Origin of the sequence: Zeaxanthinibacter sp. PT1 (assembly GCF_028464225.1) — a bacterium.
Taxonomy (GTDB): domain Bacteria; phylum Bacteroidota; class Bacteroidia; order Flavobacteriales; family Flavobacteriaceae; genus Zeaxanthinibacter.
The window spans coordinates 1,362,343-1,384,335 of record NZ_JAQPCN010000001.1; the positions used below are offsets into that span (position 1 = coordinate 1,362,343).

Sequence of the window (21,993 nt, forward strand, 5' to 3'; positions counted from 1 at the left end):
GTTCAATTAGAAATCAGGATAACATCCCCGCTCCGGGTAGCGCGATACTCCAGCATATCGTAATAGCGGTTTCCGTCGTCCGGCCTGCTGAGCAACTGCCCGGTGAATAAGCTGTACTGGAAGTCATCACAATCACATGTAACCACCTGCCCGTCTTGTTGCAGGGTAGAGCAGTCGTTTGGGGAATGATTGGGACAGGAAGCTTCAAAAGCCCGATAGGTGCTAAAACCTGTATTAGTGACATATACGCCTTTGATACCTACGCCCTGGGTGTTGATAAATACAGAATTGCCATCATTATTCAGGGCGCTGTATAAGGGCAGGTTGGTGTTCAGGTCAAACCGAAAACCAACCTCGGGCAAGAAGGGATTTCGGTTGGTGCCATCACTGGAACAGGATAATGAAAGCAATAATAAAAGGGCTGATAGACAGCCGGATATGTGCGATAACGATTTCATAGTTGTGGCACAAAAGTGAGCAAAATTTATGTATATTTGCGTTAAATCCTCTTGAAAAAAGGGGATTTTCCTATTAGGGTACCTAGGTATCAACTTCCAATCCGCAAGCGTTGAGGTACTTGCCCAAATTAAAGGTGTCCTGGTGTGGAGACCGTCTTTTTGCCGGTCAGTAGTACGACATCCAATTATACGTTGAAACAGGGTGATCATGGGGGTTTCGAATAAGGGATTCCCGAAAATGAATTAGTTATGAGTAATGTTTCTTATTATACCGCAGAAGGCTTACAGAAGCTGAAAGATGAACTTAATCACCTAAGGGATGTAGAAAGGCCAAAGGCCTCGCAGGCCATTGCTGAGGCTAGGGACAAAGGTGACCTTTCCGAGAATGCAGAATACGATGCCGCCAAGGAAGCCCAGGGGTTGTTAGAGCTGAAGATAGCCAAGCTGGAAGAAGTAGTTGCTAATGCCAGGTTAATCGATGAATCCCAGTTAGACACCTCTAAAGTGCTGGTATTGTCTACGGTAAAATTGAAGAACCAGCAGAACGGGATGGAACTCAACTATACCCTGGTATCCGAAAGTGAAGCAGACCTGAAGGCCGGAAAGATATCCGTGACCTCGCCAATCGGTAAAGGGTTACTGGGTAAGCGCGTGGGAGAGGTAGCCGAGATCCAAGTGCCTAATGGTACCTTAAAATTTGATATCCTCGAGATTAGCAGGAAATAATCTTTTCCTGAAATTTGTTATATCATCCTTTGTTGTTTTCAGCAAAGGATTTTTTATTTTAGATGGTCTAACCAGGCCCATGATCAGAGGCCAGAAATCGATAATGCAATGCCCAGCCTGTTTACAAAGATCATCAATGGTGAGATCCCCTGCTATAAGATAGCAGAAGACGAAAATTACTTCGCGTTTCTAGATATCAATCCCAATGCCGAAGGCCACACCCTCTGTGTACCGAAAAAGGAGGTGGATAAGATCATGGATATGGACGAAGAGGCTTATATGGGTTTAATGGCATTCTCCAGGAAAATAGGAAAGGCCCTGGAAAAAGCTATTAGTTGCAAACGGGTTGGTATGGCAGTAATCGGCCTGGAAGTTCCCCACGTACACGTGCATCTTATTCCCTTACAAAGTATGCAGAATGCCACTTTTCAACATAAAGTTTCCTTAGAGCAGGACCAATTTGAAGCCATAGCCCAAAAGATCAGGGAAGCCCTGGGCTAGGACTCTAAGCCGGGAAACCGCCCTGGATAAACATGTAGGTGCCTGCGCCGACAAGGACGATAAGCAATAATACGAGTGCATAGAATAGGAAGGTGAAACGGATAGAAGATCGGTTAGGAGTAACCAGCTTCCTGTAGTATTCAAAGGTACGATCTATATCCTGGGTCCATTGTACCGGGTAGATTACGGATCCGCATTTTTTGCATTGTATCTCGTGGCTGAGATTCTTGGTTGTGCGGTGAAATAGTTTGCCATAACTCTCCTTCTGGTAAAATGTTAGCCGAAGGTCCTGTGCAAAACATTCAGGACAATTATTGGTCAGGTCGGCTTCTTTTATTACGATCAGTTTTTCCTTCATCATGATGAGCCTAAAGTTTTTAAGGAGATCTGCATTACAGTGCCTTCCTTGCTCGAGGTGAGCACCTTGATCTTTCCTTGGTGGTATTCTTCAACGATACGCTTGACCAGCGAGAGTCCGAGGCCCCATCCGCGCTTCTTGGACGTAAAACCGGGAGTGAAGATAGAACTGTAATCTCCTTTCGCAATACCGTGACCGGTATCGGAGACCAGGATTTGGACAAATTTGCCTTCTGGGATAATTTCAATAGAGATATGACCTTTTCCCTTCATGGCATCAATCCCATTCTTCACCAAATTCTCTATGGTCCAGTGGTACAAAGAACGGTTCAAAAGTACGGGAAAATTTTCGACTTTAGAATGAAATGAAAAATGGATAAGCTTGGAACTTCGCATTTTCAGGTAGTCAAAGGCCTGTCTTGTTTCTTCTACTACATCAGCCCGTTCTAGCTTAGGAAGACTACCAATTTTAGAAAAACGTTCGGTGATGGTTTGCAGCCTGCTGATATCCTTATCGATCTCCCTGGTGATCTCCGGGTTGATATTCTCTGCCCTCAGCAATTCGTTCCAGCCGAGAAGGGAGGTGAGGGGTGTACCGATCTGGTGAGCCGTTTCTTTGGCCATCCCGGCCCATAGTTTATTCTGTTCCGATGCTTTATTGGTCCTGAAAAAGAAAAAGATAACCGCTCCGAAGAGGAAAATGATCAGCAGTAAAGCAATTGGGTAATACTTCAGCTTATTCAGCACTTCAGAATTGCCATAATACAGCGTAGCAAGGTGTTCTCCTTTATAATTAATAGAAATAGGGGTGTTCTCCTGTTGAAATTGCTCTATCCGTTCCTGGACCAAAACTGGGTCCGCAACGGCATCCTCCCCCATATTATTGGTCTTTATAGATCCATCTTGGTTCACCAGGATCATAGGGGTGGCGGTGTTGTTCTGGAATATTTTTACGTGCAGGTTCCCCAGGTCCCTGTCTTCAGAAGATTGTAGTAATTCGGATTGGGCGGTAGCCCATATTTCCATTTTGTAGCGTTCTTCCTCCTTGAATTTCTTAAAGAAGCTGTTCGTGTTCCATAGAATAAGGCTTACGATCACGAATGATGCGATCAGCAAAAAAATATTTGAAGTTTTCCTGGGTCGGCTGAATTTCATCAGGGCTGTTCTTTGCGAATTTAAAGATAATCCAAATTGGGGGACCGGGACGGTTTTCGTCTGCCAATCCGGTTTTAAATAGCCTACAAATTACGTACATTTGCCACCTATGCAAGAGATGATTACTATTACCCCCGGAGAAGTTGCAACCCCCAAATTACATGGGTATCTGCTCGGGGCAGTAGGGCCCAGGCCTATAGCGTTTGCAAGTACGATAGACAACGAGGGAAGACCTAACCTCTCTCCTTTCAGTTTTTTTAATGTCTTCAGCGCTAACCCGCCTGTCATGATCTTTTCACCAGCCCGTAGGGTACGTGATAATACGACAAAACACACCCTGGAAAATGTTCTGAAAACTAAGGAAGTGGTCATCAATATTGTGAACTACGATATGGTGCAACAGATGTCGCTCTCCAGTACGGAATACCCGGAAGGGGAGAACGAATTTGTAAAAGCTGGATTGACCATGCTCCCCTCAGATTTAGTAAAACCTTTCCGAGTTGCGGAGTCGCCCGTGCAATTCGAATGTCGCGTCACTAAGGTGGAAGCATTAGGGGAAGAAGGCGGTGCTGGTAACCTCATTTTTTCGGAGGTAGTTAAGATGCATGTGCACAAGTCTGTCCTGGATGAGAACGGAAGCATAGATCAGCATAAAATAGACCAGGTGGCCCGGATGGGGGGGAGCTGGTATAGCCGTGCTAATCAAGGGATGTTCGAGGTTCCCAAACCCTTGTCTACCCTGGGAATAGGGATAGACGCCATCCCGGAAAAGATTCGGAACAGTAAATTATTAACTGGGAACGATCTCGGGAAACTGGGAAATGTGGAAGAATTACCCGCGGAAGAAGAAGTGATAGCATTTGTTGCGGAAAAAGAAGAACTCAAGGAAATCATCCGTGCCGGTGATGACGAAAAAAGGTTCAGAATGGCACAAGAATATTTAAATAATAATGACATGCTTTCTGCCTGGAAAGTACTGTTGGCAAACAATTAGAAGATGGAATTAGAAGGAACGATCAAATTAATCGGGGAAACCAAAACTTTTGGAAATAACGGTTTTCGTAAGCGCGAAGTAGTAGTGACTACCGATGAACAGTACCCCCAGACCATTATGGTCGAATTTGTACAAGACAAGACAGACCTGCTTAACAACTTTAAGCCGGGGCAGCCTGTAAAGATCAGTATTAACCTCAGGGGTCGTGAATGGACTAACCCACAGGGCGAGGTAAAATACTTTAACTCCATCCAGGGTTGGCGGATAGAAGGCGTACAAGCCGATGCAGCTGGCGGAAGTATCCCACCTGTGCCACCTATGGAAGCCTTTGAACCGGCAGACGACCTGAACGAAGAAGATCACGATGATCTTCCGTTCTAAGTTAAAATACATGGAGATGGTCCGGCCTTATCCAATGGTTATAGCCGGATCTCTCACTATTATATGAAGCTTACCAGGGGCATAGAAACGGTTTTCAGGAGGTACTTGCCTTCCCCTTTTACCATAGCCGTACTACTGACCCTTTTTACTATACTGCTTGCCTGGATCACTACAGATGCGCCGGAATCGGGGTCGCACTTGGGATCTATACTTTCACATTGGGAATCCGGTATATGGAATAACGGTTTGCTGGTATTCGCATACCAGATGATGCTTATCCTGGTGCTTGGCCATGTCCTTGTGCTGAGCAAGCCGGTAGCCAGACTCATTCACAAGATCACGGGCTTAGTTAGCAGCCCTGCAAGCGCAGCTATACTGGTGGCCCTGCCCACTATGCTGATCTCTTTTTTTAATTGGGGACTGGGACTCATTTTTGGTGCTCTCCTCGCCCGGAAAGTAGGTCAGTATGCACAAGAAGAAGGTATACCGATCAACTACCCGCTGGTAGGCGCTTGTGGATACCTGGGATTAATGGTCTGGCACGGGGGGATTAGTGGTTCTGCCCCCATTAAAGCCTCGGAGGAAGGCCATATTAATGAACTGATGCAGCTATCCGGTAACCAGGAATTACTGTCTGTGCTCCCGGGAAGCATCCCTACCTCCCTGACCGTGTTCAGCCCGGCTAACCTGCTGATCTTCGCAACGGTTGTGGTCGCAATTTCGGGTATGGCATTTTACCTGGGACGAAGTACGCATACCGCCAAAACAGCTTTGCCGGCACTCTCTATGGAGCAGGAGCAGGAAACAAAAGCAATGGGATCGGAAAAACTGGACCGTTCCCCCTGGCTTGCCGCTGTTTTTGGCTTGCTTATCCTCGCTGTCTTCTGCCTGCAGTACACTTCATTCCTCTCAGCGCTGAATATAACCCCTAACATGCTCAATTTCTTTATGCTGGGACTGGCTTTGTTACTTCATGGAAGCCTGGCAAAGTTTGGGAAGGCGGTGGAATCGGCAATAGGTGACACCGCCGGGATATTGATACAGTTTCCTTTGTATTTTGGAATTATGGGTATTATGGCCGGAAGTGGGATGATCGGTGATATATCGGATTTCTTTGCTTCTGTAGCCAATAGTACGACCCTTCCAGTGCTGACTTTTTTCAGTGCCGGACTCGTCAATATTTTTGTTCCCAGTGGAGGCGGGCAATGGGCAGTACAGGGCCCGCTGGTCCTGGAATCGGCCTGGCAGCTCGGGGTTCCCTTACCCAAAGCAATCATGGCACTGGCCTATGGGGACCAGGTAACCAATATGTTGCAACCCTTCTGGGCCTTGCCTTTACTGGCCATTACCAGGCTCAAGGCTAGTCAGATCCTTCCTTATACTTTGATCTTCATGATACTTGGCTCTGTTATCTACCTTACGGGCTTACTGCTATTTTAGCCTAAATTTGTACAAAAGCTATTTTCGTGAACCATTCACCAAATTCCATAGCCTTCCTGACTGAAGCCTTGGTTTTTCCGCCCGTTGAGAAAGCGAATTCCGAAGGCCTCCTGGCCGTTGGGGGAGACCTGTCTGCAGACCGCTTATTGCTGGCCTATCGCAATGGGATATTCCCTTGGTTCAACGAAGATTCCCTGATCCTGTGGTGGAGTCCTGATCCCAGGATGGTACTGTTCCCCGGGGAATTAAAAATTTCCAAGAGCCTGAAGCGCACGCTGAAGAAGAATCTCTACACCGTGAGCCGTAACCGGAGTTTTGCCGATATTATTCAACAATGTGCAGCGGTCCCCAGGCCCGGCCAAGGCGGTACCTGGATCACTTCCGGTATGCAGGAGGCGTATATCGAATTACATCAGAGGGGTATTGCGGTGTCTTACGAAGTGTGGAAGGAAAAAGAGCTTGTAGGCGGACTTTATGGTTTGCAGCTCGGTAAGGTGTTCTGTGGTGAGAGTATGTTCAGTACAGCGAGTGATGCTTCTAAAGTAGCTTTGGTGCAACTGGTCAGGGATTGCCGGGAAAACGGCATTGAGCTAATAGATTGCCAGGTGTACACCAGTCATCTTGAGAGCCTGGGGGCAAGAGAAATCCCCAGGGAAGAATATTTAAAATACCTCAAAAGGAAATAGACAAGGAGTTATTAATAAATATGAGGTGTTGGGCGCGCTGTGTATAATCATCCAACCTGTATTCCAGTCCTGTTTCAAAATTAAGTCCTTTCTCCAGGTGCCACCCTAGTATGATCTCCAGTCGCTGTTCGTATTCCGGATCAAGTGATTTTCCGAGACTCAGTAAGCTTTCCGTGTTTAAGACCAGGTAGGTTTCTCCGGCATTTAGTATTTCGCCCTGCAGAGGTGCGTCCAGGGCCAGGCGGTAACGCATACGATGTACAGTATACGGATTTTGTATTCGCTGTTCTAACCGGAAACGATGTCCCAGCCGGTAACGCCTGTAAGTCCGAGTGATATTATATTGCTCGGTTACTCTTAGTTCATTGTTTTCATCCGGCTCAAAGGATTCGCGCCATCGGTACATAACACCTAAGGCAAGGCTTTGGTTACCTCGGATACTGAAGCCGGAAAAATGCCCTAATTCTAATTGTCTTGTTCGGAATGTAAGCCTGTTGTCATCATAAGTATAAAGTCGTGTAGCTAATGCAAAATTATGCGAGTATCCCTTCCCCAGGTCGTAATTGACCTCCACTTCGGGTTCCCAGAATCCCCGGAGATTTTCTTGGGCCTTGGAGGTAATCATACCGCAAAGAAGTAAGATCAGCAGCAGGCCATTAGTAAATGATGTGGGCATATGAAGCAGGGATTGAGGTTCTTATAGAGATAAAATTTCCCGAGGCATCAAAAAGAATTTCATATTCGTTGTAAGTCCTTTCTTGTTTCGCAGAGATGACCATTTCATAATTCAGCTCCGGGATCAGTAGGTTCTGAAAAGCATTCCTGATGGTTTTTTGAGGTGTGCTGCCTGGAAGGAGTGGGTACTGCTGTTGTATCTTCTTTATTCTGAATTTCGTGAAATTGTCTTTAAAATACCGCTGCATGGTCTCCCAGGAATCCCCGGGTATATCCACTTCTTTTACCAGTATCTCGATGTCCTCTAATTGACCATCCTCACTGAATTCAACACTATAAAACATCCTGCCTTTTTTAAACTTCAGTTCATAACTAACCTTAGTACTATCCTGTTCCCGGTAATATCGCAGGCGTTTAACATCTGTTAATTGCGGCGCGATCAACTCCAGTGCATTTTCAGGAAACAGGGAGGGCTTAATACGTCTTTCGGATTCGCGCTTGTACTGTGAATTGCCACTGTAAGAGAACAACAGTAAGAGCAGGAGACATAAAATTCTAAACTTGGTCATAACGGAAACAATCTACCTGGTGATCATTGACCATACCGGTGGCCTGCATATGGGCATAGACTACGGTTGGTCCTACAAATTTAAATCCCTTCTTTTTAAGGTCCTTACTAAGCGCTTCAGATAAGGCGGTTGTGGCCGGGGCATCCTTATGATGGGCCAGGGCATTTTTTATAGGCCTATGGTCCACATAACTCCAGATGTAATCACAGAAGCTGCCATGCTCTTGCTGCACTTTGATAAATGCCTGTGCATTAGAAACAGTAGCATTGATCTTAAGCCGGTTCCTGATAATCCCCGGGTCCTCCATCAAAGCTTCGATCTTTGATGGGCCGTAAGCCGCAATTTTGTGATAATCAAAATTGTCAAAAGCCTTCCGGAAATTCTCGCGCTTCTTCAGAATAGTAATCCAGCTAAGTCCTGCCTGGAAGGTTTCCAGAATGAGAAATTCGAACATAGTGGAGTCGTCCCGTACCGGTACTCCCCATTCCCGGTCGTGATATTCTTCATACAGCGCATCTCCTTCGCACCAGCCGCAGCGTTTTAATTCCATGCCTAAATTTAATTACTTCGGATGGAATAAAAAACGCTATGACGCTGGTGAACGAGATTTAAAACAAAGCTTTCTCCTAACGGTTCAATTCTCCGGATTGAAGGGCTCTGTCCACATGGGCGGTTACTTCCCTGTAATGCCTGAAATACTGTTTCCGGTTTACCGGCTGTAGGGTAGCAACCTGGTGTCCCTCTTTATCGGTACTCACATCCGCTACTACTACGCGTATCCCGGCCAGGCTTTTATAATCCGGAAGTATTCCCTGCTTGATCAGGAAATTCGGCCTTGGAAAATCCAGGTGGTTAAACTGGTTGCCTTCGGGCTGCTGAATGGTAAATTCGTCTCCTACATTCACTGACGTATCCTGGGCTTGAAGTGCGAAAACACCGGTGAGGAGCATTGATAGAAGTATAATTCCTTTTTTCATCTTTAATATAATTTTGGTTCCATATAATTTACGGAAAATCAGGCAAATTACTGGTTACAAAAATAAGAAATATGACAGAAAAAAATAGTGGTAAGTTACTGCTACTTGCTCTGGAAGATGTAAGTGATGGTGCCTATCTGGGAGGATTTGGAATCCGGGTTGAAACGGGCACGTAAGGCGTAAGTGATGGCGTTGTCTACGAGACAGCCATTACTGGTATTAGAACTTTTAGCGTTATAGTCGGCCGCAGTCACATAGCCATTGCTGTCAACATCGATATTGATCACCACTGTTCCTCCTTCTATGCAGGTATAGATGGGGGGTGGTAACCTGTAACTGGTACGATCTACCAGGGAAAAGGAAACAGAGGTGCGTCTCTTTGCAAGATTATTGGTGTATTCTTTTTTCTGGGCATCTTTTTCCCCAAGTTGTTGCAGGCGTTCCTCGCGCTTCCTGGCCAGCTCTTTTAGGCCATCAGAAAAATTAGAATCGGGTTCATTATATTCACCTTCTTCGCCTTCCTCGGATAATTCTGTCCGTTCTTCAAGCAGCTCTTCTAGCGTTTTTAGTGGTTCCGGGTTACCCATGCTGGGTTTAGCAGTCTCGTTAAAAGCCATATGGGATTCAATGGGGTCTGACTGCTCCATTTCCTCCATTTGCTGCTCCTCTTCTTCCAGCATTTTTTCAAGGTCCTCATCAGCCAGGCTCATTTCTATCACATATTCCTCTTCCTGCTCAGCGCCGAGATGGATATTGAAAAGTGTCAATATCAGTATTCCCAGCGTAAGTGCGGTAATGATAAAAGCAAGCTGTGGTCGATTCAGGTGCATAAACCTATAACCTTTTTTTTTACAAAATATTATATTTTGCTGACGCTCGGAGCTTTACAAGGAGGGGTGGTAATCAGTTATTCGATGCTTCTGGGAGCAGTAATTCCCTGAATTCCTCGGGGGTCAACGCATTATTTACGTTAAATTCCCCTATTTTGGTTCTCCGCAGCCGGGATAAATACCCGCCGGAGCCCAAATATTGTCCAAAATCATGGGCCAGTGACCTGATATAAGTGCCTTTGCTGCAGACAACCCTGAAATCTACTTCCGGTAAATTGATTTTCGTTATCTCGAAAGTATTTATAGTGATCAGGCGTTTTTTGATCTCCACTTCTTTTCCCTCGCGAGCAAATTCATACAGCCGTTTACCATCTTTTTTCAGGGCGGAAAAGACCGGTGGCTTCTGTGCTATTTCCCCGGTAAAGTGGGCTGTGGCCTTCTCAATAGCTTCTCCAGTGATGTGATCTATGGGATATTCCTGGTCTACTTCGGTTTCCAGGTCATATGAGGGCGTGGTCCCGCCCAGGGTGATCGTACCGGTATACTCCTTGACTTGCCCCTGTAGTCCCTCTATTTTCTTCGTGGCCTTACCGGTGCAGATGATCAGCAGGCCGGTAGCCAGGGGATCCAGGGTGCCGGCATGACCTACTTTTATCTTTTTAAGCTGGAACTTACGCCTGATAGCCCATTTTACAGCATTCACGGCCTGGAATGAAGACCATCCCAAGGGTTTATCAATAAGCAAAATCTGTCCGTCCAGGAAAGTTTCTTTAGAGTCAGGGTTCATGTGGTTCTTTTTTTTAGGTGAGCAGGCCGTACCCGAGGGCCAGGCTTCCTACGATAAGGCAATACACGGCAAAGTAAGTCAGCTTACTGTTGCGGACCAGCCTGATCATCCAGGTACAAGCGATCATCCCGGAAATGAAGGCAGCCAGGAAACCTGCCGCCATGACCATGGATTGTCCTCCCTGGTAAGTGAGTTCCCCGCTGAAAAGATCTTTGGCTATTTTACCGAAGATCAGCGGGACTACCATAAGGAATGAAAATCTTGCAGCCCTGGTCTTGTCAATGCCCAATAAAACGGAGGTAGAGATGGTGGCTCCACTCCTGGAGACACCGGGAAGCATGGCGATTGCCTGCGATATCCCGATCACCAGGGAATTTCGGAAACTAACCGGTTTACCGGTGTCTTTCGCCCTGTCGGCCAGGTACAGAAGTAATGCGGTAACCCAGAGCATGAATCCTACCAGGACAATATTGCCCCCGAATAGAGCTTCTAACTGGGTTTCAAAAACCAGCCCGATAAATACGGCGGGAATCATGGAGATGATAATTTTCAGGGAGAACTGCGTCTGCTCATTCCAACGGAACTGTAACAGGCCGTGGATGATCTCCCAGACATCTTTACGGAATACCACCAGGGTGCTTAGGGCTGTGGCAAAATGTACAACCACGGTAAACAGCAGGCTGTCTTCCGGGACTGAGTTATCTCCCAGTAAGGCTTTCCCGATTTCGAGATGACCGCTTGAAGAAACGGGCAAAAATTCGGTGAGACCCTGGATAATCCCAAGGATGATAGCATCTATTAGTTCCAATTACTACTTATTTTTTGTGAGGATTAAGAAGAATGGCATAGATTTCTATACCCAGGCCTATGAGAACAAGTGTCGGGGCCAGGCGAATCCTGACAAAGCTGTAAATTTCCGGGTTAAAAACATTGGGGTCATCACTTCCGCCTCCACTCATGAGAATGTAGCCCAGTGCAATACATGCGATGCCGGCAAACATAAAGATGTAGTTTTTCTTTTGGAAGATAAATTCCCTTTTTGGGTTTTTTTCAGCCGTTTTCTTGTTTGTCTTACTCATGCTGCAAATTTAATAATATAAATCATCTGTCCTCAGGTTTAAGAAACGCTGAGTGGCAAAATATGTGCTCAAAAAAGAGATCAGTATCCCAAGGGTGAAGACCCCGATAAATAAGCTGCCAAGCAAAACCTCGTCCTTTAAAAGTCCTAACTCGGGGAAATTAAGGTCCAGGTAATACAGGCAGGCTCCCAGGGTAATCAAGGCTAATACAGCACCCAGCATTCCCAGGCGCAGGTTGGTCCATATAAATGGTTTTCTAATAAACATCTTTGTAGCGCCTACCATCTGCATGGTTTTAATGATAAACCTCTTGGAGTAAATAGAGAGCCTGATAGAGCTGTTGATCAGCAATACGGCAATACCTGTAAAGAGGGCACTGGCCACCAGGATCCAGAAGCTTATCCGCTGTACATTTTCGGTGAGCAGGGCGATCAAAGGCTGGTCATAACTCACCTCTTCCACAAAGTCTTTCTCCCCAAGATCTGCAGCTATTTCTTCAATTTGAACCGTGCTGACAAAATCTGCCTTCAGGGTGATATCTACCGAATTTTTTAAAGGGTTTTCCCCCAGGAATTCCATAAAATCTTCACCGATTTCTTCACTATAAGCCGCCGCGGCTTCTTCTTTGGAAACATAAGTTGCCGTGCGGGTGTAGTCTGCCAGGGCGAGGCTTTTCTGCAATTGCTCCACCTCTACCTCCTTGGTATTGTCCTTTAAAAAGACAGAGATCGTGATCTGTTCCTTAAAATGATCTGCGAGTTTCTTGGTATTCAATACCAGGATACCCAATGCTCCCAGCAAAAAAAGGACAAGCCCGATGCTGAGTACTACAGAAAAGTAGGAGGATATTAATTTTCGTTTCTGGTAACGTTCAAAAGCTTTGCTCATGGGACATATGAATGCCGTAAAAATAGGAAAGTAAATTGAATAAACTTATTTTTGCGCCTCACAGAACGGAAATAGAAGACATGAGTTATACGTTTAGGGAAATTGAAGATAAATGGCAAGAATACTGGGCTGAAAACCAGACTTTTAAGGCGGACGAATCCCGTGATAAACCTAAATTTTATGTGCTCGATATGTTTCCCTATCCATCAGGGGCCGGGCTGCACGTGGGTCACCCGCTCGGATATATTGCCAGCGACATCTACGCGCGCTATAAACGTCATAAAGGATTCAATGTTCTTCACCCTATGGGCTACGATTCCTTCGGTCTTCCTGCAGAACAATATGCCATACAGACCGGGCAGCACCCGGCCCTGACCACTGAGGCCAATATTAAACGCTATCGCGAGCAGCTGGATAAGCTTGGATTCTCTTTTGATTGGAGCAGGGAGGTGCGCACTTCTGATCACAAATATTATAAATGGACGCAGTGGGTCTTCATACAGCTCTTTAACTCCTGGTATGACCAGGAAGCTGATAAGGCGAGACCCATCGAGGAGCTGATCCGGCATTTTGAAAAATACGGGAATACAACTGTTAATGCGGCCTGTGATGAAGATACCCCTGCAATAGATGCTCAAAGCTGGAATGCCATGTCCCAAAAGGAACAGCAACAATTTTTACTGAAATACCGGCTTACTTACCTGGCCGATACGGAAGTGAACTGGTGTCCTGCCCTGGGAACCGTCCTGGCTAATGACGAGGTTATCAATGGCCTTAGTGAACGAGGAGGGCATCCCGTTATGCGTAAGAAAATGACCCAATGGAGTATGCGTATCACCGCATATGCTCAAAGACTCCTGGATGGTTTGCAAAAAATAGATTGGCCCCAACCCTTAAAGGATGCACAGACCAACTGGATCGGGAGGTCTGTAGGTGCCGCGGTGACCTTTTACACGCAGCCCGAAACCGGGACGGGAGAATCCTATCCCATCGAGGTTTTTACAACCCGGCCCGATACTATCTTTGGTGTTAGCTTTATGACGCTTGCCCCGGAACACGAACTGGTGGATAAGATCACAACCCCGGCACAACGCGAAGAAGTTAAAGCATATGTAGCCGCTGCTTCCAAGCGATCTGAAAGAGAGCGGATGGCAGATGTGAAACGCATAACCGGTGTCTTTACCGGTGCCTACGCCATACATCCATTCTCTAAGGAGCCTGTTCCTATCTGGATTGGCGACTATGTCCTGGCGGGTTATGGTACTGGTGCCGTAATGTCCGTACCATGCGGTGACCAACGTGATTACGATTTTGCTAAGGAATTTAATATCCCTATCTTAAATATCTTCCGCGATGTGGATATTTCTGAAGAAGCTCATGCTGATAAGGAGAATACCGTTATCGATAATTCTGATTTCCTCAACGGGCTCAGTTATAAGGAGGCGAGTAAGAAAGCAATTGCAGCACTGGAGGAAATGGGCCAGGGACAGGGCAAGGTGAATTACAGGCTTCGCGATGCCGTATTCAGCAGGCAGCGTTACTGGGGAGAACCCTTCCCGGTGTACTACAAAGATGGGTTGCCTTATATGTTGGGTGAGAAGCACCTGCCGTTACGCCTGCCCGAAGTTGAAAAATACCTGCCGACAGAAACAGGGGAACCACCCCTGGGTAATGCCACGGACTGGGCCTGGAATGAAGAAAAGGCAGAAGTGGTGAGCAATGAGGAGATAGATCATAAGTCTGTATTTCCGCTGGAGCTCAATACCATGCCCGGTTGGGCCGGAAGCTCACAGTACTTTAACCGCTATATGGATCCTCATAACGAGGAAGAGATCTTCTCCCAGGAGGCCATTAATTACTGGAAAGATGTGGACCTCTATATCGGGGGGATGGAACATGCGACGGGGCACTTGCTGTATTCCCGTTTCTGGCAGAAATTCATGTATGACCTTGGACTTGTTCCCCAGGATGAATTTGCGCGTAAGCTCATAAACCAGGGAATGATCCTTGGAACCAGTGCGTTTGTCTGCCGGTGGAATATGCCCGGGGCCAAAGTGCCTGTGATCGTCAGTGCCGGGGTGGTCGAAAATATTAAAAAAGACGACCTCAGTCTTAAAAAGATTTCTGGAAAAATACAGGATCTGCTGGGTCCGATGATCGTAGATGCTGATGATGATGCGGCTGAAGAACCTCATTTTACACCACTACATGCAGATGTGTCCCTGGTGAATTCCTCGGATGAACTGGACATAGAAGGATTCAAAGCATGGAGGCCGGAATTTAACGAGGCGATCTTTGTCAAGGAAGACGACGGTGTGTTTAAAGTTACGCGGGAGGTTGAAAAAATGTCCAAGTCTAAATACAACGTGGTGAATCCCGATGCCATTTGCGAAGAGTACGGGGCGGATTCTCTAAGGATGTACGAAATGTTCCTCGGTCCATTGGAACAGGCAAAACCGTGGAATACTGCCGGGATTTCCGGGGTACATGGATTCCTTAAGAAACTATGGAGGCTCTACCACAGTGGCCCGGAAGACAGTTTTAATATCAGTGATGAACCGGCTTCTGCAGAAGCATTAAAAAGCCTGCATAAGACGATTAAGAAAGTGGAGGAGGATATAGAGAATTTTTCTTTTAATACCACTGTCTCTACATTTATGATCTGTGTTAATGAACTCAGCTCACAGAAGTGCAATGCACGCGAGATCCTTGAACCGCTGGCTGTTCTGATCTCCCCTTATGCGCCGCACATTGCAGAGGAGCTTTGGGAGAAATTAGGACATGCTGAGTCTATCGCTACGACGGCTTTCCCTGTTTTTGAGGAAAAATACCTTGTAGAGCAGAACAAGGAATACCCTATCTCTTTTAACGGGAAGATGAGGTTTACCATGCAATTGCCACTGGATATGGACCGGAAAGAAATTGAAGCGGCGGTCATGGCAAATGAGAAAACTAAAGCCCAGTTAGATGGTAAAACTCCAAAGAAAGTAATCGTGGTACCGGGTAAGATTGTCAATATCGTAGCCTGATCCAACAGGAAAATAGGATAACCTCAGAACCCCGGACTTGTTCCGGGGTTTTTTATGCGCCAGGTTTAAATAGAATTTTAATATACCCCTGTAAAAACATGGTTAAACTGAAATAACTGCATAATTTTATCATACATACCCCTTGAAAATACGTTTAAATATTAAAATAAATAGATAAATTGTCACCTAACCCCTGTATTTTGTCGATTTTATTTTTCTCTTATAGCAGATTGTTGGATTTTAGTTGTATCAAAACTGAACGATATGAAAATAGGGGTGCCAAAAGAAATTAAGAATAACGAGAGCCGTGTCGGGATGACCCCGGCAGGCGTCTTGGAATTGGTCAGGGAAGGCCATGAAGTGAGTATTCAGTCCGGTGCAGGTGATGGCAGCGGATTTTTTGATGATGACTACAGGAAAGCGGGAGCCCGGATCGTAGAGACTTTAGACGAGGTTTATGGCCTCAATGATATGATCGTCAAGGTAAAAGAGCCATTGCCCCAGGAATATCCACTGATCAGGAAAGAACAGCTGGTTTTCACTTATTTTCATTTTGCATCCGATCAAAGCTTAACCCGGGCCATGATAGATAGTGGAGCTGTCTGTATCGCCTATGAAACCGTCGAAGACGGGGAAGGGAACCTGCCTTTACTGACGCCCATGTCCGAAGTTGCGGGACGGATGGCTATTCAGCAGGGTGCGCGATACCTGGAAAAACCAGTTAAAGGACGTGGTGTACTTCTCGGTGGTGTGCCCGGGGTCGCTCCTGGTAAGGTCCTTGTACTGGGAGCAGGTACCGTTGGAATACAAGCGGCAAAAATGGCAGCAGGTCTGGGAGCGCATGTCACCATACTGGATGTGAATATGAAGCGGCTGCGTTACGTGAATGATGTAATGCCCAGCCACGTGGTGACCGAGTTCTCCAATGAATATAACATCAGGAAACTTATCAAGACCCACGACCTCATCATCGGGGGAGTTTTATTAAAAGGAGCCAAAGCTCCTAACCTGATCACACGCGACATGCTGAAGGAAATGAGGCCGGGAACCGTAATGGTGGACGTGGCTGTAGACCAGGGGGGCTGCATGGAGACCACCCACCCGACAACTCATGAAGACCCGGTTTATATCATTGATGATGTGGTCCACTACGCCGTTGCAAATATGCCCGGGGCAGTGCCTCATACTTCAACCGTTGCCCTGACCAATGTAACCCTCCCCTATATCATCCGGATTGCATCTAAAGGCTGGGAGCAGGCCTGCCTGGAAGATGATGGCCTGCGAAAGGGATTGAATATCGTCAGTGGGAAGGTATTGTATAAAGAAATTACTGAGGCCTTTGCCGCCGCTGTCTGATGATATCTACGTACATTTTGTCAGTTTGTTTCCACTGACATTTTATTTGGCGAGATTTTTGCTAATGGATTTATAGAAGGCCAGGAGATCATGGTATTGAAATCCGGATTCTTCGTACCTTTAAACAGATAAATTCTATAGCAATATGATGATGTATTATATACTGATCGGAGCCATCGCCTTAGTGAGCTGGCTGGTCAGCAACAAGTTAAAAAGTAAATTCAAGCATTATTCTAAAGTGCATTTGCGCAACGGGATGAGTGGTGCAGAGATCGCGGAGAAAATGTTGTCCGATCACGGGATTCGCGATGTTAAAGTAATCTCTACCCCGGGAAGACTTACAGATCACTATAACCCTAAGAACAAGACCGTAAACCTGAGTGAAAGCGTATACAACCAGCGCAATGCGGCTGCGGCGGCTGTAGCTGCCCACGAATGTGGTCACGCCGTACAGCACGCACAGGCCTACGAGTGGCTTACCATGCGCTCCAAATTGGTACCCGTGGTGAGTGTAACTTCCGGGCTTTCTATGTGGGTCGTTTTCGGGGGTCTTATGCTCGGAGCTGCTGCAGGGGTAGGTTTTGGATTCTATATTGCCGTTGCAGGTTTAATTATGATGGGTCTGGCTACACTTTTCAGCTTCATCACCCTACCGGTAGAATACGATGCCAGTAACAGGGCATTGGCCTGGTTACAAAATAAGAATATAGTTACCCAGGAGGAATATAAGGGATCTGAGGATGCGCTTAAATGGGCGGCCAGAACCTACCTCGTCGCGGCCATCGGTGCCCTGGCTTCTTTAGTGTACTGGGGACTGCAGGTGTTTGGAGGCAGGGATTAATTTTCGCCCCTAACTAAAAGTAATTTAATGAAAGACCGGCGATCAGATACTGATTTGCCGGTCTATTTGTTGGTTCAGGGAAATAAAGGTTTCGGTTCTTGAAACACCTTCTATCTGCTGAATATCCTTGTTTAAAACATGCATCAGGTGTTCATTATCCTTACAAAGTACTTTGATAAGGATAGACCAATCGCCGGTGGTGTAATGACACTCAAGAACCTCGGGAATCTTCTCTAATGCTTTAACAGCCATAGGGTTGCTCATGGCCTTGTCCAGGAAAATACCGATATAGGCCATGGTCGTATACCCTAACACTTTAGGATTGATCACGAATTTAGATCCGGCGATAAGACCGGATTTCTCCAGTTTCCTAAGTCTTTGATGGATGGCCGCCCCAGAAATCCCGATTTGCCTGGCGATTTCCAGTATGGGTTTCCTCGCATCTTCCATGAGGTACCTTAAGATCTTCTTGTCAATACCATCAATTTTCACCGAATTATCATCGTTTTTCATGCGAAACTTCCTGTTTGTCGGTAAATATACTATAAATACTTACACTCCTTAACCTGCAACAGAGTCGGGATTGTATCCTAAGTATGGTATTTTATATTCTTTAAAGACCACTCCGTGTTGTTGTAATTCTGAGAGAATCGGTCCGTAAACTTCCTTTTTAATGGGGATCTGTACGCCGGGAGTTACGATGACCTTATCCAGAATCAGAAGGGTGGCAATAGCTACGGGCAGTCCCACGGTCTTAGCCATGGCAGTATGTCTCCGGTTCTCACCAGTGACGACCATGTTCGAATCTATTTGTTCTTTTTTGCCGTTGAGTTCGTAACCAAACTTGTGGTACATAACAATCATGTCTTTGTCATCATCACCAAGGGTCCAGCTATCCTCGAGGATTACTTGAAGCATTTGAGCAGGGCTGGCGTTCTTGAGACCAATCTTTTTATTCTTATCAAAAAGGTTGAGTTCCACGAGCTTGTTCCACATTATATCATCCTGGTCTATCTTGAGGTAATGACGCAGTTTAAGCTCAACACTATCTGTAGGGGAGTAAGGAAGAAAAAGGTTGGTGAATTCCCTGTAGGTCATGTCTTCAGAATTTTCCACCTTATAAGTATCATCTGTCATCCCCAGCTGAACAAACATGTTCCAGGCCTTAGAGAAACCTACCCTGCGCATGGTACCCCTGTACAAGGTGAGAACATCTTGCAGGCCATAGGCCTCCCGGTATTTTAAGGAATCACGGTTGGCATAGGCCTCGAATTTACCGTAACCTTCGATTTCCATGAATTCGGTACGTCTGAATAATTTGTGATAAGGAATGTATTTGTAAGTGCCTTCCTGGTAGAATTTAGCGGCTCCTCCCTGCCCGGCCAGTACAACATTCCTGGGGTTCCAGGTAAACTTGTAATTCCATAGGTTGGTGTCGCTTTCCGGTGCTACCAATCCCCCGGTAAATGATTCGAACAGCAACATTCTACCGCCCTTTGCGCGAATACCGTCTATCACTTGCATTGCACTCATATGGTCTATGCCGGGATCCAGCCCTATTTCATTCATAAAAACAAGACCTTTAGCCTTTACCTGCTCATCCAGTTCCTGCAAGGCATCACTTACGTAAGATGCGGTAACCAGGTGTTTGTCATAGGTCAGGCAGTCCTTAGCGATGTTGATATGCAGATGGGCCGGTAACATGGAAACTACGATATCGGCATCTTTAACAGCCTTCTGGCGCTCTTCTTCTTTAAATATGTCTAAGGTGATTACGGTGCAGCTGGAGTTTGATCGGAATTCCTGTGGTATTTGATCCGGGTTAAGATCACCTATAGTGATGTGAAGTTCTTTTTCTTCAGCTTTGTCAATAAAATAGTCAAGTAGGTGGGAGGTACTCTTTCCGGCTCCGACAACGAGAATATTACGAGGCATATAAATGGTTTTTTTATTTTAAGCGGTTGTGATTTTCAGTTTTCCGCATTGATTATCTGGAGTGGCTGACAGAACTGCTGCAAGGGCATTGGTAGTGTAAACCACGCGATTCAATTCTTTTTTCGTTTAAAACGAACCCTGACGAAGGTATCAAATTGTTACATTTGCCTAAAATTGGCTTGTTAAAGTTATGAACAAAACAATTCTTCTGACCGGTATCGGGTTCGCATTTTTGGCTGTGATTTTAGGAGCTTTCGGCTCTCACGGACTCAGGGAACTGGTCAATGCCCAATCGATGTCTGCATACAAGACGGGCGTGGAGTACCAAATGTACCACGCCTTATTATTGATTATTCTCGGGGGTACAGATTTCCTCGAAGAAGGAGCTAAGAAGGCCGTGTTCTATTTTATGACCTTCGGAATCCTATTTTTTTCTTTCTCGCTTTATACCCTTGCGATTGCCAATGCCCTGGATTGGGACCTGGGGGTATTTGGAATTATTACACCTATTGGCGGAAGTTTATTAATTGTAGGATGGTTTTTACTGGCTATCCGGGTATTTAGGCGGTTGGCCTAAACATTGAGTTTTATCATTATGATTACATTATATTATTGCTAATTTTGCACAACTAAAAACAAGTTAGGTATGAGCACATCCAACCCGACGACGAAATCGATTTCGTTAAAGGAATACGGAATTAAAAGTGAAAATGTACATTATCAGCTTTCCCCCTTAGAACTGCATGACGTCACCCTTAAAAAAGGGATGGGTCGGGAAGCCGATTCCGGAGCACTCGCGGTAAATACCGGCGAGTTTACCGGGAGATCACCTAAAGACAGGTTTATCGTAAAGGACGAGATCACCGAAGACAAGGTGTGGTGGGGAGATATCAATATCCCGTTCAGCACTGAAAAATTCGATGCACTCTACGAGAAAGTAGTCCAATATCTCGATGAGAAAGAGTTATTTGTAAGAGACTGTATTGCTTGTGCCGACGACGACTACCGCCTGGACATCCGCGTGATTAACGAATACCCCTGGTCTAATCTTTTTGCCTATAATATGTTCCTCAGGCCATCAGGTGAGCAGTTAAAGAACTTTGACCCGGAATGGACCGTGATCAATGCACCTGGTTTCAAAGCCGATGCAGAGATCGACGGAACTAGGCAGCACAATTTTGCCATCCTCAATTTTACGAGAAAGATTGCTTTGATCGGTGGTACCGGGTATACGGGTGAGATCAAAAAAGGTATTTTCTCTGCCTTGAACTTTATCCTGCCGGTATACAAGAACACCTTGCCTATGCATTGTTCTGCCAATGTTGGAAAAGAAGGGGACACAGCTATTTTCTTTGGACTTTCAGGTACAGGGAAAACCACGCTCTCTACAGATCCTACGCGCAGGCTGATCGGGGATGATGAGCATGGATGGACAGAAGATAACAGGGTCTTCAATTTTGAAGGAGGCTGTTATGCCAAAGTGATTAATCTTTCTGAAGAAAGTGAGCCGGAAATTTACGGAGCCATAAAAAAAGGCGCGATCCTGGAGAACGTGATCATGGATGGCGATGGGAAAGTGGATTATTCCGATATATCAATAACCCAGAATACCAGGGTGAGTTACCCTATTTACCATATAGACAACATCATGGAACCGTCTATCGGGGATAATGTGAAGAACATCTTCTTCCTAACCGCCGATGCTTTCGGGGTACTGCCCCCTATATCTAAACTGACCCCAAGCCAGGCCGCTTACCATTTCATGTCCGGTTATACGGCCAAAGTAGCTGGTACGGAAGCCGGAGTTGTGGAGCCTGTTCCTTCATTCTCCGCTTGTTTCGGAGCTCCTTTTATGCCGTTACACCCGGCGAAATACGCTGAGATGTTGAGTAGAAAAATGCAGGAATCCGGCGTAAATGTCTGGTTGGTAAATACAGGCTGGACCGGAGGTCCTTACGGTGTGGGTACCAGGATGAAACTTAAATATACAAGGGCAATGATACATGCGGCCCTGAGTGGGGATTTGGGCTTGTATACTTACGATACATACCATATCCACTCTGTATTCGGGGTAGCGCAGCCTAGACAATGTCCCGGGGTGCCTACAGAAGTACTATCGCCCAGGACTACCTGGAACAACGATGAAGAGTATTATAAGACCGCATTTAAGCTGTCTAATGCCTTCAGGGAAAACTTTAAGAAGTACGAAGCAGGTGCCAGTGAGGAGATTCGCAGGGGTGGACCGCAGCGTTATGCGTTCTAAACCAGCAAAGATCTGAAATGCAAAAGCCTCCCTAGGGAGGCTTTTTTATTACTGTAGAGTGTAAAT

At 46.0% G+C, this 21,993-nt stretch carries 25 protein-coding genes; 11 read left to right on the forward strand and 14 right to left on the reverse strand.

Annotated elements, in window-relative coordinates:
* Window positions 1-2: 2 nt before the first annotated feature.
* Entirely contained in the window at window positions 3-458 is a 456-nt protein-coding gene (locus PP178_RS05975; RefSeq protein ID WP_272593397.1) for a hypothetical protein, read from the reverse strand.
* 249 nt (window positions 459-707) lie between these two features.
* Here PP178_RS05975 and greA point away from each other — a divergent pair, with 249 nt between their 5' ends.
* Together greA and PP178_RS05985 are read left to right on the forward strand one after the other, a co-directional pair.
* On the forward strand, window positions 708-1,184 hold the full coding sequence (gene greA, locus PP178_RS05980) for a transcription elongation factor GreA (RefSeq protein WP_272593398.1): 477 nt from the start codon (window positions 708-710) through the stop codon (window positions 1,182-1,184).
* Window positions 1,185-1,292: 108 nt separating this feature from the next.
* Window positions 1,293-1,685: an HIT family protein gene (locus PP178_RS05985; protein WP_272593399.1), complete on the forward strand. Its 393-nt coding sequence runs from the start codon at window positions 1,293-1,295 to the stop codon at window positions 1,683-1,685.
* A 4-nt stretch (window positions 1,686-1,689) separates the two neighbouring features.
* Here the strand turns inward: PP178_RS05985 and PP178_RS05990 are convergent, their stop codons facing one another.
* Together PP178_RS05990 and PP178_RS05995 are read right to left on the reverse strand one after the other, a co-directional pair.
* Window positions 1,690-2,046: a hypothetical protein gene (locus tag PP178_RS05990; RefSeq protein ID WP_272593400.1), complete on the reverse strand. Its 357-nt coding sequence runs from the start codon at window positions 2,044-2,046 to the stop codon at window positions 1,690-1,692.
* Complete coding sequence (locus tag PP178_RS05995) at window positions 2,043-3,197, reverse strand: sensor histidine kinase (RefSeq protein WP_272593401.1); 1,155 nt, start codon at window positions 3,195-3,197, stop codon at window positions 2,043-2,045. Before PP178_RS05995 ends, PP178_RS05990 begins: the two co-directional genes overlap by 4 nt.
* A gap of 118 nt (window positions 3,198-3,315) precedes the next feature.
* On the opposite strand from PP178_RS05995, the gene PP178_RS06000 reads away from it, so the two are divergent.
* The 4 genes from PP178_RS06000 (at window position 3,316) to aat (ending at window position 6,698) form a co-directional block, all read left to right on the forward strand.
* Window positions 3,316-4,191 carry a flavin reductase family protein gene (locus PP178_RS06000; RefSeq protein ID WP_272593624.1) on the forward strand — a complete coding sequence of 292 codons (876 nt, stop codon included), beginning with the start codon at window positions 3,316-3,318 and terminating at the stop codon, window positions 4,189-4,191.
* 3 nt (window positions 4,192-4,194) lie between these two features.
* Entirely contained in the window at window positions 4,195-4,572 is a 378-nt protein-coding gene (locus PP178_RS06005) for a DUF3127 domain-containing protein (RefSeq protein WP_272593402.1), read from the forward strand.
* 63 nt (window positions 4,573-4,635) lie between these two features.
* The gene (locus tag PP178_RS06010) at window positions 4,636-6,012 is read left to right on the forward strand and encodes a short-chain fatty acid transporter (RefSeq protein WP_272593403.1); all 1,377 of its coding nucleotides are present in this window, start codon (window positions 4,636-4,638) and stop codon (window positions 6,010-6,012) included.
* Window positions 6,013-6,038: 26 nt separating this feature from the next.
* Window positions 6,039-6,698, forward strand: a complete 660-nt coding sequence (aat, locus tag PP178_RS06015; protein WP_336298519.1) for a leucyl/phenylalanyl-tRNA--protein transferase — start codon at window positions 6,039-6,041, stop codon at window positions 6,696-6,698.
* On the opposite strand, the gene PP178_RS06020 is transcribed toward aat, so the two are convergent.
* The 9 genes from PP178_RS06020 to PP178_RS06060 form a co-directional block, all read right to left on the reverse strand.
* Window positions 6,685-7,374 carry a DUF2490 domain-containing protein gene (locus tag PP178_RS06020; protein ID WP_272593404.1) on the reverse strand — a complete coding sequence of 230 codons (690 nt, stop codon included), beginning with the start codon at window positions 7,372-7,374 and terminating at the stop codon, window positions 6,685-6,687. The genes aat and PP178_RS06020 overlap by 14 nt on opposite strands.
* Window positions 7,355-7,942, reverse strand: coding sequence for a hypothetical protein (locus tag PP178_RS06025; protein ID WP_272593405.1), 588 nt, complete (start codon window positions 7,940-7,942; stop codon window positions 7,355-7,357). The genes PP178_RS06020 and PP178_RS06025 overlap by 20 nt, the downstream gene beginning before the upstream one ends.
* Complete coding sequence (locus PP178_RS06030) at window positions 7,929-8,492, reverse strand: DNA-3-methyladenine glycosylase I (protein ID WP_272593406.1); 564 nt, start codon at window positions 8,490-8,492, stop codon at window positions 7,929-7,931. The genes PP178_RS06025 and PP178_RS06030 overlap by 14 nt, the downstream gene beginning before the upstream one ends.
* A gap of 76 nt (window positions 8,493-8,568) precedes the next feature.
* Complete coding sequence (locus PP178_RS06035; protein WP_272593407.1) at window positions 8,569-8,919, reverse strand: hypothetical protein; 351 nt, start codon at window positions 8,917-8,919, stop codon at window positions 8,569-8,571.
* A gap of 101 nt (window positions 8,920-9,020) precedes the next feature.
* Window positions 9,021-9,749, reverse strand: a complete 729-nt coding sequence (locus PP178_RS06040) for a hypothetical protein (protein WP_272593409.1) — start codon at window positions 9,747-9,749, stop codon at window positions 9,021-9,023.
* A gap of 73 nt (window positions 9,750-9,822) precedes the next feature.
* Window positions 9,823-10,536, reverse strand: coding sequence for a tRNA pseudouridine(55) synthase TruB (gene truB / locus PP178_RS06045; protein ID WP_272593410.1), 714 nt, complete (start codon window positions 10,534-10,536; stop codon window positions 9,823-9,825).
* 13 nt (window positions 10,537-10,549) lie between these two features.
* Window positions 10,550-11,344: an undecaprenyl-diphosphate phosphatase gene (locus tag PP178_RS06050; RefSeq protein ID WP_272593411.1), complete on the reverse strand. Its 795-nt coding sequence runs from the start codon at window positions 11,342-11,344 to the stop codon at window positions 10,550-10,552.
* Between the two features lie 7 nt (window positions 11,345-11,351).
* Complete coding sequence (locus tag PP178_RS06055; protein WP_272593412.1) at window positions 11,352-11,615, reverse strand: DUF3098 domain-containing protein; 264 nt, start codon at window positions 11,613-11,615, stop codon at window positions 11,352-11,354.
* Between the two features lie 9 nt (window positions 11,616-11,624).
* Window positions 11,625-12,503 carry a cell division protein FtsX gene (locus PP178_RS06060; protein ID WP_272593413.1) on the reverse strand — a complete coding sequence of 293 codons (879 nt, stop codon included), beginning with the start codon at window positions 12,501-12,503 and terminating at the stop codon, window positions 11,625-11,627.
* A gap of 80 nt (window positions 12,504-12,583) precedes the next feature.
* Between PP178_RS06060 and PP178_RS06065 the strand changes: the two genes are divergently transcribed.
* The 3 genes from PP178_RS06065 to PP178_RS06075 all read left to right on the forward strand — a co-directional run bounded on the left by PP178_RS06065 (window position 12,584) and on the right by PP178_RS06075 (window position 17,729).
* Window positions 12,584-15,532 carry a leucine--tRNA ligase gene (locus PP178_RS06065; protein ID WP_272593626.1) on the forward strand — a complete coding sequence of 983 codons (2,949 nt, stop codon included), beginning with the start codon at window positions 12,584-12,586 and terminating at the stop codon, window positions 15,530-15,532.
* Window positions 15,533-15,796: 264 nt separating this feature from the next.
* Window positions 15,797-16,888: an alanine dehydrogenase gene (ald, locus tag PP178_RS06070; RefSeq protein ID WP_272593414.1), complete on the forward strand. Its 1,092-nt coding sequence runs from the start codon at window positions 15,797-15,799 to the stop codon at window positions 16,886-16,888.
* Window positions 16,889-17,033: 145 nt separating this feature from the next.
* On the forward strand, window positions 17,034-17,729 hold the full coding sequence (locus PP178_RS06075; RefSeq protein WP_272593415.1) for a zinc metallopeptidase: 696 nt from the start codon (window positions 17,034-17,036) through the stop codon (window positions 17,727-17,729).
* A 42-nt stretch (window positions 17,730-17,771) separates the two neighbouring features.
* On the opposite strand, the gene PP178_RS06080 is transcribed toward PP178_RS06075, so the two are convergent.
* Entirely contained in the window at window positions 17,772-18,242 is a 471-nt protein-coding gene (locus PP178_RS06080; protein ID WP_272593416.1) for an Lrp/AsnC family transcriptional regulator, read from the reverse strand.
* Between the two features lie 48 nt (window positions 18,243-18,290).
* Complete coding sequence (locus PP178_RS06085) at window positions 18,291-19,664, reverse strand: saccharopine dehydrogenase family protein (protein ID WP_272593417.1); 1,374 nt, start codon at window positions 19,662-19,664, stop codon at window positions 18,291-18,293.
* Window positions 19,665-19,854: 190 nt separating this feature from the next.
* Here PP178_RS06085 and PP178_RS06090 point away from each other — a divergent pair, with 190 nt between their 5' ends.
* A complete protein-coding gene (locus PP178_RS06090) occupies window positions 19,855-20,241 on the forward strand; it encodes a DUF423 domain-containing protein (RefSeq protein WP_272593418.1) in 387 nt (128 codons plus the stop codon).
* Window positions 20,242-20,310: 69 nt separating this feature from the next.
* Entirely contained in the window at window positions 20,311-21,927 is a 1,617-nt protein-coding gene (pckA, locus tag PP178_RS06095; RefSeq protein WP_272593419.1) for a phosphoenolpyruvate carboxykinase (ATP), read from the forward strand.
* Window positions 21,928-21,993 lie beyond the last annotated feature (66 nt).